This is a genomic window from Phytohabitans houttuyneae, from assembly GCF_011764425.1.
GTDB classification, from domain to species: domain Bacteria; phylum Actinomycetota; class Actinomycetes; order Mycobacteriales; family Micromonosporaceae; genus Phytohabitans; species Phytohabitans houttuyneae.
The window spans coordinates 913,717-927,871 of sequence record NZ_BLPF01000003.1; the positions used below are offsets into that span (position 1 = coordinate 913,717).

Genomic DNA, 14,155 nt, shown 5'->3' on the forward strand with positions numbered 1-14,155 from the left:
CGAGAGGCGGGGGACAAGGGTTGAGGATCGCGGTGACCGGCGCGGCCGGCCGGGTGGGGCGGGCGGTAGTGGACCTGGCACGGTCCACCGGCCACGAGGTGGTCGCGATAGACCGGCCGGAGGTCGACGCCACCGTGTACGACGAGGTGGCCACCGCGATCGACGGCTGCGACGCGCTCGTGCACCTGGCCGCGCTGCCCGGCCCGCAGGTCGCCCCCGCACACGAGGTACACCGCAACAACGTGGTCGCCAGCTACAACGCGCTGCATGCCGCCGCCGAGCTGGGCATCGACCGGGTGTGCCTCGCCTCCAGCGTCAACGCCCTCGGCGGCGGCTTCTCCCGGCGCCCGCGCTTCGACTACTTCCCGATCGACGAGGACCACCCGACCTACAACGAGGACCCCTACAGCCTCTCCAAGTGGATCGCCGAGGCCCAGGCCGACAGCATCGCCCGCCGCTACGAGCGGATGTCCATCGCCAGCCTGCGCCTGCACTGGGTACGCGCCGACCGCCCCGCCGGCTACCCGGCGGACGACCCCGACCAGGACGGCTTCGCCATCCGCGACCTGTGGGGCTACGTGCTGTTTCCCGCCGTCGCGCGGGCCTGCCTGCTCGCCCTGACCGCCGACTTCGCCGGCCACGAGGTCTTCTACATCGTCTCGCCGCGCACCATCGTGGACACCCCGACCGAGCAGCTGTGCCGCACCTACTACCCGGACGTGCCGCTGCGCCACCCGCTGCCCGGCCACACCGCCCTGTTCGACAGCGCCAAGGCCGCACGCGTCCTGGGCTGGCGTCACGACGGCGACCACGCCTGAGGGACAATCTGCGGATGCGAGCTTTGGATCAATGGCTGACCGAGGTGCCGATCGCGCACCGCGGGCTCTACGACCAAGCACGGGGCATCCCGGAAAACTCGCTGCCCGCCTTCGAGGCCGCGGCCGTCGCCGGCTACCCGTGCGAGCTCGACGTCCAGCTGACCGAGGACGGTGAGCTGGTGGTCGTACACGACTACGAGCTGCGCGCCCTCGCCGGCGAGCCGCTGCACACCGCCCAGCTGACCGCGCCGCTGCGCCGCAGCCTTTCCCTGCCCGGCACCGACGAGCACATCCCGACGCTGGACCAGGTGCTCGCCTGCGTCGCCGGGCGGGTACCGCTGCTGGTCGAGCTGAAGCGGCCGCGGCCCGCGTTCGACAAGAGCCTCGTGCGCGCCGTCCTGACCGCGATGCGCGCGTACCGCGGCCCCTACGCCATCGCCTCCTTCGACCCGCTGCTCGTCCTCGACCTGCGCCGCGCCGACGTCGAAGTCCCCGTCGGACAGATCTCGGGCCTGCTCAGGTCGGCGCCGGCAGTAAGCCGGCTGCTCGGGCGGAGCATGGTCGCCAACGTGCTGTCCCGCCCCGACTTCATCGCCTACGAGCTGGCCGGGCTCCCGTCCCGCGCCGCGTCGTGGTGGCGCCGGCGCGGCCGCCCGGTGATCGCCTGGCCGGTCACCTCCGCCGCCGACGAGGCACGCGCCGCCACACTCGCCGACAACATCATCTTCTCAGGTTTCCGGCCCCAGGCCGCCCCCCGCCCGGAGGAGCCCACACCATGACCAGCACGACGTCGATACCGTCGCAACCCGTGCCGGCGGGCACGCTCGACGACTACCGCAAGCTGGCTCACGACTGCGTCAAGCAGCTGCAGGAGAAGTACCACTGGCGGGCGAACTGGCACCGCCGGATCTTCCGCACCAGCGGCATCCTCATCATCCTGGTCAGCTCCGGGCTGCCGCTGCTGGCCGCCTTCAGCTACCCGCGCAAGGACCTGGTGGTCGCGATCGCCGGCGTGGTCATCGCCGCCATCACCGCCCTGCGCACGTTCTACCGCTGGGACGAGGTGTGGGCGGTGCTGCGGCGCACCCATTTCGACCTCACCCACGCGCACAACCTCTGGCAGGTCGACTTCCGCCGCGCCGAGTCCGAACCCGACCCGGCCGAACGCGAGCGCCTGGCCTACGAGGCCACAAGGGCCCTGATCGAACGCGCCGACAAGATCCGCGGCGACGAGTCCGAACGCTACTTCGGCTCCCTCAGCTTCCCACCCCAGGCGGTCTAGCAATGCCGTGTCACCGCTCAGGTGTGCGGAGGGCGGCGGCGCGCAGGGTGAGGTACCGCCGCTCCGGCTCGCTGGCGGTGATCCGCGCCGCCTCCAGGTAGGCGGCCCGGGCGGCGGCGGGTTCGCCCGCGCGTTCCAGCAGGTGGCCGCGGACGGCCTCGAGCCGGTGGGTGTGTGCCATCCGCTCGTCGGCGTCGAGGGTGCCGGCCACGGCCAGCCCGGCGCGCGGCCCGTGGACCATCGCGACCGCGACCGCGCGGCTGAGGGTGACGAGCGGGCCGGGCGATACGTGGGCGAGCACGTCGTAGAGGGCGAGGATCTGCGGCCAGTCGGTCTGCGCGGCGGTGGGTGCCTCGTCGTGCACGGCGGCGATCGCGGCCTGCAGTTGGTACGGCCCGACCGGCCCGCCCCGAGGACGGCGGTGAGCAGGCCGACTCCCTCCCGGATGGCGGCCGCGTCCCACCGGGAGCGGTCCTGTTCGTCGAGGGGCACCAGGGCGCCGTCGGCGTCGGTGCGGGCGGCCCGGCGGGCGTCGGTGAGCAGCATCAGGGCGAGCAGTCCAGCCACCTCACCGTCGCCGGGCAGGAGGCGGTGCAGCAGTCGCGTGAGCCAGATGGCCTCAGCGGTGAGGTCGGGGCGGTACAGGCCGGGGCCGGCGCTGGCCGTGTATCCCTCGTTGAACATCAGGTACAGCACGTGCAGCACGACGGCCAGGCGGGCGCCGCGCTGCGGGTCGGGCGGCGGTGTGAACCGGGCGCCGGCTTCCTGAATCTGTCGCTTCGCGCGGGTGATCCGCTTGGCCATCGTCGCTTCCGGCACCAGGAAGGCGGCCGCGATCTGGGCGGTGCTCAGACCGCCGACCGCGCGAAGGGTGAGCGCGAGCTGGGAGGGCGGCGACAGGGCGGGGTGGCAGCAGAGAAAGAGCAGCGTGAGCGTGTCATCGGCTTCGGCGTGCGCGGGCGGCCGAAGCGCGGGGTCGGTGGCGACGGCCAGTTCCCGGTCGCGGCGAGCGCTGTCCGTGCGCCAACCGTCGACCAGGGCGCGGCTGGCGACGGTCAGCAGCCAGGCGCGCGGCCGGTCGGGCAGGCCCTCGGCCGGCCACTGTCGGGCGGCGGCGAGCAGCGCCTCCTGCACGGCGTCCTCGCACGCGTCGAACTGGCCGTGCCGGCGCGCGAGCGTGCCGAGAACCCGCGGCGCGAGCTCACGCAGCAGATCCTCGACACCGGGCCCGCCGGTCACCCTTCCATGATCCGTCGGACCTCCATCGGGTACTCGGTGTAGGCCACCACCCGTGACGCGATCTGCAGCGCCCGCTCCTCGGTCGCCTCGACGATCCAATACCCGGCCAGCGACTCCTTGATCTCCGCGAACGGCCCGTCGGTCGGCGCCGGCACCCCGTTGGCGAAGCGGACGGTGGTGGCGCGGCTGGGATCCATCAGCTTGTGCGAGGCGACGACCTCACCGGCCTCCTTCAGCTCGGTGTCCATCGCCACCATCAGCTCGTGCAGGCCCTTGACCCATTCCGGCGAACGCCCCTCCAGCGACGCCCCGAGCCCACCGAACATCATGATCATGTACTTCATCGCGTCTCCCTGGCTCCCGGCGCCCGGGCGGGCGCGCGCCCGTTGGTCGGAGCCGCCGCCCTCATTCTGGACATCCCCACCACCGCGGCTTTCAGCCCTCGCACGCCCCAATGGTTGTCACGATAAGAACCGCCCTCGTCGCCGGCGCTGAAAGGCCGCAGCCTCTTGCCGCGTGCGTGCCCTCACTTGGTGATCTCGGCGCGGTCCGGGCGTGCGGTGACCGGTGGGTGGCCGGGCGAGACCGGGGCTTCGGCGGGCTTTTCGATCGGGAAGAAGAAGCCGCGGATCGCGGGGCCGAGCGCGCCGAGCCGGTTCATCTTCTTCGGCACCACCCAGCCCGCGTAGTCCAGGCTGCCGTGGCCGTGCTCGTCGACTGGCGCGAGCGGTTGGTGTACCTCGATGAAGCGTCCGTCCGGCAGCCGGCGGATGATGCCGGTCTCGACGCCGTGTGCGAGGACCTCGCGGTCGTGCTGTTGCAGGCCAAGGCAGATCCGGTAGGTGATGTAGTAGGCCAGTGGTGGCGCGATCAGCAGGCCGATGCGGCCGGCCCAGGTCATCGCGTTGAGGCTGATGTGGAACTTGTCGGCGATCACGTCGTTGCCGCCGGACAGCGTCAGGACGAGCCAGAACGCGATCGCCATCGCGCCGAGCGCGGTGCGGGCGGGCACGTCACGCGGGCGCTGCAGCAGGTTGTGCGCCCGGTGGTCTTTGGTCAGCCTGGCCTCGATGAACGGATAGGCGAGCGGCAGCATCGTCAAGATGCCAAAGAGCACCACCGCGGGCCAGAACATCGACGGGATGGTATAGCCGTCGCCCCAGCCCCACAGGTCGAAACGTATCTCCCACGCCGGGAACAGACGGATTGCTCCATCCAGGAACATCACGTACCAGTCCGGCTGGCTCGCGGACGAGACCACCTGGGCCTCGTATGGGCCGAAGAGCCAGATCGGGTTGATCTGGAACAGACCGCCCATCAGCGCGATGACGCCGAAGACGATCATGAAGAAGCCGCCCTGCTTGATGGTGTATCGCGGCACGAAGCGTTCGCCGACCACGTTGTGCTCGGTGCGGCCGGGGCCGGGCCACTGGGTGTGCTTCTGTTTGAAGACCAGGCCGAGGTGGACGCTGATCAGCGCGAGTAGCGCGCCCGGGATGAGTAGCACGTGGGCGATGTAGAAGCGGCCCATGATGACGGTGCCGGGGAACTCGCCGTCGAAGATCGACGTGGTTACCCAGGAGCCGATGACCGGGATCGACAGCATGATCGCTGAGGCGATCCGCAGGCCGGTGCCGGAGAGCGCGTCGTCGGGGAGGGAGTAGCCGGTGAAGCCGGCCAGGAAGCCGACCCAGAACAGCAGCGAGCCGATGATCCAGTTTGTCTCACGGGGCTTGCGGAACGCGCCGGTGAAGAAGATCCGGAACATGTGCACCACGATCGCCGACATGAATGTCAGCGCCGCCCAGTGGTGCATCTGCCGCATGATCAGGCCGCCGCGCACGTCGAAGGAGAGGTTGAGGCTCGACGCGTACGCCTGTGACATGTGCACGCCCCGCAGCGGCGCGTAGCTGCCGTCGTAGGTGGTCGTGCTCAGCGAGGGGTCGTAGAAGAACGTCAGGAACGTACCGGTCAGCAGCAGGACGATGAACGAGAACAGCGCGATCTCGCCCAGCAGGAACGACCAGTGGTCAGGAAAGACCTTGTTGAGGATGTTGCGCAGCGGTGTGGCCGCCTGGAACCTCTCGTCCAGACCACCGGCCACCTTGGCCGGGACTGCCGCGACGTCCACCTTCCGGCGCTTCATGGCTGGGACACCAGCTTGGTGCTGTCGGCTCGCGTGCTACCCAACATTGTTGGCTCCAGGAATACGTCTTCCAGTTCGCCGCTCATGGTCCAGACGGACGGCGGCCCTCTCGATCGGATTCGCCGCCACCCGCCGCCGATCGGCAATGGCCCATCGACACTCGACTGTCTTCGATCTACATTACTACGGCATGTAGTAGTTGTCGAGGAAGGAGGGTGGCCAGTCTCCGGGTCGCCCAGCGCTACCTCCACCAGGCGAGCTGCGGCGGATCGCCGCGCCAGCAGCAGCGCACGACGGCGGCGGCGAAGAACGCGGCGAAGAACGCACATAGCCCAGTCGCGCCCGGCCAGCAGGCGCGCGGTGTGCAGGCCGGCCGGACCGGCGCCGACGACGAGCACATGCACAGTCCGCAGACCCGGGACGGTAGGTGCCGCCACCCCGCGCGCGACACTCCACACACAACCCGCCCACGACCTTCACGGCCGCCACACCGCGGTGCGGGGCCCCGGGCGCGCGCCGGGGTGAGCGGTGACGGACAAGGTCGACTTCAGGAAGAGCCCGACCTGTTCGCCGACGCCGTGGCGCGGGCCGCCGCCAAGGGCCAGCCGGCGCGCCTTGACGCCGTCGGCCTGGAGGCGCTCTCCGAAGGGCGGTGCGTGCAGACCCCGCACGTCGGTTCCATCGACGACGAGGCCCGCATGGTGGGGCGGCATCACGAGATCTACCTCAGCGACAGCCGCCGGTCCGCCCCCGACAAGCTGCGCACGATCTTCTCGGCGGGGGTGTAACGCGTTCGCGCCTTCGGACGCTTATCCAGCGGAGAGCAGCACGCCCACACGTTCATAAATAAAGCTTTTGCTCGATGAATTGAAAGACTGCATACCCCAAGCAAAAGTTCAGGCGAACGGGTATTTAGTTTTGAGAAACGGTGCGGTAGCTTCCTAGACACAAGAACGCCGAGGGGCTCCGTTGGCACCGCCCCCCAGGCTCGGCAGCGCGAGGGTGTGGCACCCCTTCCGCGACATAACCCACCCCCTCCGGCGGCATCTTCGGCGAGGCCGCGTGTCCGACGTCCCGCGCCGCCACGCGGCGCGCGCGTCCTGACCCATTCGCCGTACTCGCAGCTCGCCGACGCGCACCAGCGCGACCGGACGGCTCCAGCTGCCCCGAAGGCGGGCCCGGCCGGTCCGGGCCCGTGAAGGAGCCCGATGCGCACGACCTCCCCCAGACGCAGGGTCTCGGCTGCCGCCGGTGCCCTCGCGCTAGCCGCCGCCACCCTGGTCGGCGGCGCCTCCAGTAGCCCGGCTCAGGCCGAGCCGGCGCCGGTGAGCACCGGCAACCAGTTCAAGGTGCTGGTCTTCACCAAGAGCGAGGGCGCCCCGCCCCCGTCCACCGCGGCCGGCGTGGCCGCCATCCTGAAGCTCGGCAACGCCCAGCGCTTCGCCGTGCAGGTCACCGACGACCCCCGCAAGTTCGACCGGGCGCACCTCCAGCAGTACCGCGTGGTGGTCTTCCTGAACACCGCCGGCGACGTGCTGACCGACGCCCAGCAGGCCGCGTTCGAGGAGTATTACCGCGATGGCGGCGGCTTCGTCGGCATCCACTCCGCGATCGAGGCGGAGCCCGGCTGGTCGTTCCTCACGAACGTGCTCGGCGCGCGGGCCAACGGCGCCTCCGCCGTCACGCCGGCCACCGTCAAGGTCGCCGACCGCGTGCACCCGGCCTCGGAGACGCTGCCGGAGCGGTGGAACCGCACCGACCGGTGGTACAACTTCGCGGCCAACGTGCGGGGCGTCTCGCACGTACTGGCCACAGTGGACGAGAACACGTACACCGGCGGCACGATGGGCGCCGACCACCCCATCACCTGGTGCAAGGACTACCAGGGTGGCCGCTCGTTCTACACCGGGCTGGGCGGCACCGCTGCCAGCTTCGGCACCGGCGACCTCTCCGCGCACCTCGGCGGCGCGATCCGCTGGGCGGCCGGCGTGACCGACGGCGACTGCGGCGCGACCGTGCTGGCCAACTACCAGATGACGGTCGTCGGCGCGCAGCCGAACGTCAACGAGCCGATCGGCTTCGACGTGCTGCCCGACGGCCGGGTCATCCAGACCGACCGCCGCGGCGGGGTGCGCCTGCACAACCCGGCCACCAACAGCACCACCGTGCTGGCCCAGATCCCGGTCTACACGCACAGCGAGGACGGCATGTACGGGCCGGCCGTGGACCGGGACTTCGCCACCAACAAGTGGGTGTACCTGTACTACGCGCCGCCGCTGGACACCCCCGCCGGCGCCGCGCCCACCACGAGCACCAACCCGGCGACCTGGGACGTGTGGAAGGGGTACTTCCAGCTGTCCCGCTTCAAGTTCGTCGACGGGCCGACGCCGTCGCTCGACGTGGCCTCCGAGCAGCAGATCATGCGGGTACCGGTGGACCGGGGCGCCTGCTGCCACGTGGCCGGCGACATCGCGTTCGACTCGCACAACAACCTGTGGCTGGTCACCGGCGACGACACGCCGGCCGGCTCCGGCGGCTCCGGCGGGTTCTCGCCGCACAACGACTCGGTCAGCGCGGCCGGCGTGTACCAGGCGCCGTTCGCGGACGCCCGCCGCTCCTCCGCCAACACCAACGACCTGCGCGGCAAGATCCTGCGGATCTCCGTGCAGCCGGACGGCTCGTACACGGTCCCGGCCGGCAACCTCTTCCCCGAGTCCGCGGACCCGGGTGACAAGACCCGCCCCGAGATCTACGCGATGGGCTTCCGCAACCCGTTCCGGATCACCGTGGACAAGAACGACGTCGCGTTCATCACCGACTACTCGCCGGACTCCTCCACGCCGCAGGTCGGGCGCGGGCCGGCCGGCACCGGCCGGATGATGGTCGTGGACGCGCCGGCGAACTACGGCTGGCCGCTGTGCGTGCAGCCGAACCTGCCGTACATCGAGATGAACTGGACCACCAGCCCCATCTCGCCGGTCGCGCCCTTCGACTGCGCGGCGCCGCGCAACACCTCTCGCCACAACACCGGCCTCACCGCGCTTCCGGCGGTCAAGAAGTCGGAGCTGTGGTACTCGTTCCAGGCGCCGACGCCCTGCCCGGAGTCGTACCTGTCGACGCCGACCCAGACCTGCCCCGTGCTTTGGCCGGAGCTCGGCACCGGCGGCGTGGGTCCGCACGGCGCGGCGAAGTACGACTACGACCCGGACCTCGCCTCGGAGACCAAGTTCCCGGAGTACTACGACGGGGCGATCTTCTTCGGCGAGTTCACGCGGGACACGCTCAAGGAGATCCGGCTCGACGCGCAGGGCGACATCCTGAAGATCAACAACTTGTTGAACTGCGGGCAGGCGCCCACCACGCCGGCACAGCCGTTCCTGTGCGACAACCCCATGGACATGAAGTGGGGCCCGGACGGCAACTTCTACCTGCTCACGTACGGCGACGGGTTCTTCAACGTCAACCCCGACGCCGCGATGCTGAAGTTCAGCTACGTCAAGGGCCTGCGCGCGCCGAACGCGGTACTCAAGGCCACGCCGACCAACGGGCTGGCGCCGCTGACCGTGGCGTTCTCCAGCGACGGCTCGAACGACCCCGACCCGGCCGACTCGATCTCCTTCGCGTGGGACTTCAACGGCGACGGCACCACCGACTCGATCGACCCCAACCCGTCGTACACGTACACCACCAACGGCGTTTACACGGCGCGGCTGACCGTGACCGACTCCAGCGGCAAGACGGCGTCGGCCAACACCACGATCACGGTGGGCAACACCGCGCCGTCGGTGACGGTGAACCTGCCGATCGAGGGTGGGTTCTTCAGCTGGGGCGACAACATCCCGTGGTCGGTGGCCGTCACCGACCCCGAGGACGGTCCGATCGACTGCTCGCGGGTCGAGGTCACGTTCGTGCTCGGCCACGACGAGCACGGGCACGGCGAGGCCAACCAGTTCGGCTGCTCCGGCGTCCTGCCGACGCTCGCCGACGACGCGTCGCATGGCGGGTACATCTTCGGCGCGATCAGCGCCCGGTACACCGACAACGGCGCTAACGGCCAGCCGGCACTGACCACAGTGGACCAGCAGGTGATACAGGACAAGCTACAGCAGGTCGAGTTCGCCGCCTCGCAGTCCGGCACGACGGTCGGCAACTCCGCCGACACCGGCGGCGGGCAGCAGCGCGGCAGCCTCGACCCGGGCGACTGGATCGCCGTCAACAACACGGTCAACTTCCAGAACATGACCGCGGTGACCCTGCGCACCTCGGGCGGCAGCGCGGCCACGGCCGGGCAGCCCCGGTTCGCCGTACAGCTGCGGCTCGACGCGGTGGACGGTCCGCTCCTCGCCACCGCGACGGTCAACGCGACCACCGGCAACAACGCCTTCACCAGCACCACCGTCCCGATCACCGATCCGGGCGGCACGCACAAGCTCTACCTGGTGTTCCAGCCCGTGAGCGGCGGCCCGACGAGCGGGTTCGGCAACCTCAACTGGGTCCAGTTCACCGGCGCGGGCATCGGCGTCGCCCCCTAGGCACCACTCCCCGGGGCGCCCCCAACCGGGAATTGGGGGCGCCCCACTCCTTCGACCACACAGCAGTCACCCATCGATGGAAGGCAGTGCGACATGAACGACAACCACGGGTTGAGCCGGCGCCGGTTCCTCGGTGCCACGGCCGGCGCGGCCGCCGGCGCCGCGGCGCTGGGCATCGCCGGCTGGCCGGGCGCGGCCTCGGCCGCCAACGGGGTGCTGGTGCCGCCCGGCAAGCGGGGCATCATCCTGTACACCGTCCGCGACGCGATCAGCCGCGACCCGCTGACCACCCCGCAGCCCTCCGGCTTCCGCCGGGTGCTGGAGGAGCTGGCCCGCCTCGGCTACAAGCAGATCGAGTTCGCCGGGTACAACCAGCACGCCAACTCCGAGGGCGGCGCGAGCCTCGGCAACCCGGCCGGCGCGGCGCTGCTGCGCGGGTGGCTGGACGACAACGGGCTGGAGGCCGAGGGCAACCACGCCTCCATCCCGTCGACGCTCAACGACACCACGCTCGGCCAGTTCGACCTGGCCTGCGAGCTCGCGGCGATCCTCGGCCTCGGGCACATCGGCACCGGCAGCGACCCGACCAACAGCAACTTCAAGGCCGACTGGGACGCCGCCGCGGAGCGGTGGAACATCCTCGGCGAGCGGGCGATGACCAAGTTCGGGCTCAAGCTGTACACGCACAACCACGACGCGGCGTACAACTTCCTGCTCGACAGCGGACCGCTCGACCCGCTCGGCCGCCCCACCCGGTCCTCCGGCGTCCGCAAGCTGGAGTACTTCCTGACCCAGACCAACCCCGACTACGTCTTCCTGGAGATGGACATCTACTGGGCGCACGTGGCCCAGCACCGGTTCATCAGCTACACCAACCCGGACGGCGTGGCGACGCCGGACACCTTCGACCCGCTCGCGCTCGTACAGGCCCAGCCGATCCGCTTCCCGCTCTTCCACGCCAAGGACGGCGCGCGCACCGCCGACGCGCCCGGCGTGGGGTCGGGGTACGTGATGGTCCCGCTCGGCACCGGCAACATCGACTACGGCACGTTCTTCGCGAACATGGGCGCGAAGGGCTACCACAACCCGATGTACGAGCAGGACAACGCGCCGTCCTACACCGGCGGCGGCTCCCTGGGCGCGGCCGCGGTCAGCTACGAGAACATGGCCAGCCTGCGCGGCTGACCCCGATCCGCCACCGCTGGTGCGGGCTCCGTCGACGTGGGGCCCGCACCGGCTCTTTTCGCCGGCCGCCGCGAGCCGGGTACGGTGCCGATGAGTTCGTCAGCGTGATGATGCCCGATAGCCGTAGTCCTGGCTGGGCATCGGTCTGTGTCGATCCAGGGACATGAACCCCCACGCGGGTGCCGACGTGCCACTACGGTGCCGCCCGAACCCGCCGCCGCACAGCTGCGACGGCGACATCCGTCAGAGGACGTCGTCAGAAACCGTCCACACGATGTCGGGCGGACGCACCCGCGCGGCCCGCGGCTCGCCCTTGCCGTCGGCCAACCCGAGCCGGCCGACGAGCGTCCCGGCGCCGTCGTGCGCCGCACGGAGCACCTGGGTCGGCACGTCGCCGAATATGAGCTTGATCCGCCTGAACATGGCGAACTCGTCACCGCTGACCGCGCCCCAGCACAGGTAGAGGAATCGCGCACCGGGGCGGCCGTGCACGTACGGCCCGCCGACGTCCAGCAGATCGTCGACCTCGCGGCTGGCGACCTCGAACTCCCACGTCACCGTCTCCGCGTCGACGGGGAAGCGGTCGACGACCTCCGCCTTGCGCTGTACGCCCACGTGCACGTTGCCGCGCCGCAGCGTCGACGCCTCGGCCCCGCCGCCTCGGCCCGGCAGGTCGTGGCCCTCGATCCGGATGCGCACACCCGCACTCTAGAAGACGCGCTTCACCGTTCGCGCAGCCTCGCGGCCTCGGCCGGGTCGATGTCGCGCAGCAGGGCCGCCGCCGCCTCCCACGCCTGCCCGGCGGCGGCGTGCTCCCCGGTGGCGTGGTGGGTGTCGCCGAGGCGGGCCAGCACGATCGCCTCGCGGTGCCGGTCGCCCAGCTCCTGAAACAGCCGCAGCGCGTGCCCGTAACAGGACAGCGCCTCGTCGTGCCCGCCGCGGCGGTGGTGGGCGTAGCCGAGGCCCTCCCACGTGTACGCCTCGCCGTACCGGTTGTCGAGGCGCTGAAAGACCGTCAGCGCGCGCTGGCAGGCGGCCAGTGCCTCGTCGTACTGGCCGAGCCGGGCGTGTGAGGTGCCCAGCACGTTCAGCGCGTCGGCCTTGCCGCTGTCGTCCTCGGCCTCCGGAAACAGCGCCAGGGCCCGCGACGCGTGCACGATCGCCGTGTCGTGGTCCTCGCGCTGGCCGGCGAGCTGGGCGAGGTACACGTGGGTGTGCGCCTGCCCGGCCGTGTCCCGCCCGGCCTCGTAGCCGGCGAGGGCCTGTGCGAGCTGGCCCGCCGCGTCGTCGTACCGGCGCAGGTGGGTGTAGGCCCGGCCGAGCAGGCGGTGCGCCCACGCCTGTGTGGCCGGGTCGGCCAGGCGGTCCGCGGCCCGCAGCGCGGCGGACTGGGTCGCGGCGAGGTCGTGCCAGTGGCCCTGCCACTCCAGGAACGTCCACATTGTCCACGCGAGCCGCCACGTGTACGCGTCGAGGCCGCCCGCCAGCGCCTGCTGCACCAGCGCGAGCAGGACCGGATGCTCGGCGGCGAACCACTCCAGCGCCCGCCGGTGCCCCTCCGGCGACTCCGGTGCCACGCCCGCGCACGGCGGGTCGAGCGCGATGGGGACGCGTACCGGGTTGAGCAGGCGCGCCGCCGCGTGTGCGGAGTGCAGGTAGTGGTCGAGCATGCGGCGGGTGACGGCGGCCCGTTCGACGTCGCGGGCCCGCTCGGCGGCGTAGGAGCGGAGCAGGTCGTGAAAGCCGTACCGGCCGGGGCGGTGCTCGACGAGCAGGTGGGCGCGGGTCAGCTCGGCCAGCGCGGACCGGGCCTCCCGCCGGGGGATCGCGGCGAGGCTGGCCGCGGCGGCGGCCGAGATCTCCGGGCCCGGGTGCAGGCCCAGGCTCCGGAAGAGCCGCTCGGCCGGTGGGCTGAGCGTGCGGCTGGACCAGTCGAACAGCGCGCGCAGGTCGGTCGTCGGGTCGCCGCCGGAGAACGCGTCCAGCCGGTGCGGCAGCCCGGACAGCTCGGCCGCCAGCTCCGCCAGCGGGAAGGCGGGGTGCGTCGCGGCACGTGCCGCGACGACGGCGAGGGCCAGCGGGAGGCGGGCGCAGAGGTCGACCAGCGCCTGGAGGGCTTCGGGTTCGGCGGCGGCGCGCCCGGTACCGCACCGGAGGGCCAGCAGCCGCCGCGCGTCGCCCTCGGTGAGCAGGTCGACCGTCACCGGGTGCGCGCCCGCGGCCGCCAATCCGCCCATCTGGCTGCGGCTGGTCACCACCACCAGGCAGCGGGCGGTGCCGGGCAGCAGCGGGCGGACCTGCTCGACGCTGCGGGCGTTGTCGAGCAGCACCAGCATCCGCCGGTCGGCGAGCAGGCTGCGGTACAGGGCGGCCTGCGCGTCAAGCCCCACCGGGATGCGCTCCGGCGGCACCGCGAGCGCGTCGAGGAACCCGCGCAGCGCCTCACCGGGCTCCAGCGCCGCGCCGGAGGGGTCGAAGCCGCGCAGGTTGACGAAGAGGTGGCCGTCCGGAAACCGGTCCGCGACCCGGTGCGCCCAGTGCACGGCCAGCGCGGACTTGCCGACGCCGGCGGTGCCGCAGAGCACCACGAGGGGTACGCCCGCACCGCGGCCCCGCGCACGCGTCCCGGCGACCGCGTCCAGCGCGGCCAGCTCGGCGTCGCGGCCGGTGAACCCGTCCACGTCCAGCGGCAGCTGCCGCGGTACGGCCGCCGCCGCCCCCGCCGGAGCCGCGCCCGCCCGCCGCTGGTCGGCGAAGACCAGGACGAGGCCGAGGCCGGTGATCGGCAACGCGAGCACGTTTGCCCAGCCGGCGGCCTCGTTGAGGTCGCCCGACGTCACCGCCCACACCGGCAGCGCGACGCAGACGATCAACACGGCCCAGCTCAGCAGGCCCCAGCCGATGCGGACACGCCATGAGGACAGTCCGTTCCCCGCGCGCACCGGCATACGAA

At 71.5% G+C, this 14,155-nt stretch carries 10 protein-coding genes and 1 pseudogene; 6 read left to right on the forward strand and 5 right to left on the reverse strand.

Annotation, left to right across the window (positions count from 1 at the left end):
* Nucleotides 1–20 precede the first annotated feature (20 nt).
* The 3 genes from Phou_RS39065 to Phou_RS39075 are packed head-to-tail and all read left to right on the forward strand — an operon-like array spanning nt 21 to nt 2,100.
* Entirely contained in the window at nt 21–818 is a 798-nt protein-coding gene (locus tag Phou_RS39065) for an NAD-dependent epimerase/dehydratase family protein (protein WP_218579488.1), read from the forward strand.
* Nucleotides 819–832: 14 nt separating this feature from the next.
* On the forward strand, nt 833–1,597 hold the full coding sequence (locus Phou_RS39070; RefSeq protein ID WP_173067062.1) for a glycerophosphodiester phosphodiesterase family protein: 765 nt from the start codon (nt 833–835) through the stop codon (nt 1,595–1,597).
* Nucleotides 1,594–2,100, forward strand: coding sequence for an SLATT domain-containing protein (locus Phou_RS39075; RefSeq protein WP_173067065.1), 507 nt, complete (start codon nt 1,594–1,596; stop codon nt 2,098–2,100). Before Phou_RS39070 ends, Phou_RS39075 begins: the two co-directional genes overlap by 4 nt.
* A gap of 10 nt (nt 2,101–2,110) precedes the next feature.
* Here the strand turns inward: Phou_RS39075 and Phou_RS39080 are convergent.
* The 3 genes and pseudogenes from Phou_RS39080 to qcrB form a co-directional block, all read right to left on the reverse strand.
* Nucleotides 2,111–3,339: pseudogene (locus Phou_RS39080) on the reverse strand (RNA polymerase sigma factor).
* The gene (locus Phou_RS39085) at nt 3,336–3,683 is read right to left on the reverse strand and encodes a YciI family protein (RefSeq protein ID WP_173067068.1); all 348 of its coding nucleotides are present in this window, start codon (nt 3,681–3,683) and stop codon (nt 3,336–3,338) included. The pseudogene Phou_RS39080 and the gene Phou_RS39085 overlap by 4 nt, the downstream one beginning before the upstream one ends.
* A gap of 182 nt (nt 3,684–3,865) precedes the next feature.
* Nucleotides 3,866–5,485 (reverse strand): cytochrome bc1 complex cytochrome b subunit, encoded by a 1,620-nt coding sequence (gene qcrB, locus Phou_RS39090; RefSeq protein ID WP_173067071.1) that lies wholly within the window; start codon nt 5,483–5,485, stop codon nt 3,866–3,868.
* 215 nt (nt 5,486–5,700) lie between these two features.
* Between qcrB and Phou_RS53795 the strand changes: the two genes are divergently transcribed.
* From Phou_RS53795 to Phou_RS39105, 3 genes are all read left to right on the forward strand, one after another.
* Nucleotides 5,701–6,273 (forward strand): hypothetical protein, encoded by a 573-nt coding sequence (locus Phou_RS53795; RefSeq protein ID WP_246274232.1) that lies wholly within the window; start codon nt 5,701–5,703, stop codon nt 6,271–6,273.
* Nucleotides 6,274–6,693: 420 nt separating this feature from the next.
* Nucleotides 6,694–10,017: a ThuA domain-containing protein gene (locus tag Phou_RS39100; RefSeq protein ID WP_173067074.1), complete on the forward strand. Its 3,324-nt coding sequence runs from the start codon at nt 6,694–6,696 to the stop codon at nt 10,015–10,017.
* A 93-nt stretch (nt 10,018–10,110) separates the two neighbouring features.
* The gene (locus tag Phou_RS39105; protein WP_173067077.1) at nt 10,111–11,202 is read left to right on the forward strand and encodes a sugar phosphate isomerase/epimerase family protein; all 1,092 of its coding nucleotides are present in this window, start codon (nt 10,111–10,113) and stop codon (nt 11,200–11,202) included.
* A gap of 243 nt (nt 11,203–11,445) precedes the next feature.
* Here the strand turns inward: Phou_RS39105 and Phou_RS39110 are convergent, their stop codons facing one another.
* Together Phou_RS39110 and Phou_RS39115 are read right to left on the reverse strand one after the other, a co-directional pair.
* On the reverse strand, nt 11,446–11,901 hold the full coding sequence (locus Phou_RS39110; RefSeq protein WP_173067080.1) for a DUF5990 family protein: 456 nt from the start codon (nt 11,899–11,901) through the stop codon (nt 11,446–11,448).
* A gap of 23 nt (nt 11,902–11,924) precedes the next feature.
* Complete coding sequence (locus Phou_RS39115; protein ID WP_173067083.1) at nt 11,925–14,150, reverse strand: ATP-binding protein; 2,226 nt, start codon at nt 14,148–14,150, stop codon at nt 11,925–11,927.
* Nucleotides 14,151–14,155 lie beyond the last annotated feature (5 nt).